This window comes from Nitrosomonas supralitoralis, from assembly GCF_003011925.2.
Lineage (GTDB): Bacteria > Pseudomonadota > Gammaproteobacteria > Burkholderiales > Nitrosomonadaceae > Nitrosomonas > Nitrosomonas supralitoralis.
The window spans coordinates 1-268 of sequence record NZ_PXXU01000230.1 but is presented as its reverse complement, the minus strand read 5'-3'; the positions used below and the strand labels follow the sequence as shown (position 1 = coordinate 268).

The window sequence follows — 268 nt, the reverse complement described above, 5'->3', positions numbered from 1 at the left end:
TTTATCCTGATGTGATTGAAAGAAGCTCGTAATCAGCAAGAACACTTTAAAGAACTGCTAGCTAAAGGTATTATTGAATCGCCCCGGATTTACCGATGAATTGTGGACTGTTCCTTTTAATGCACCCGTACCATCAGAATGCACTTTGATGCGAATGATTTGTTGCTGCTGCAACTGCTCAAAAACCTTTTGCAGCATACCACTTCAATGTTAAAAATAAGGGCTAACAGATACAAATATTTATACCCACTAAGCTTCTAATATAACT

At 37.3% G+C, this 268-nt stretch carries 1 pseudogene; it reads right to left on the bottom strand.

Annotated features, from left to right (window positions below):
- Positions 1-85: 85 nt before the first annotated feature.
- Positions 86-204: pseudogene (locus C7H79_RS17565) on the bottom strand (IS5-like element ISCARN85 family transposase); the annotation flags it as partial.
- Positions 205-268: the final 64 nt, after the last annotated feature.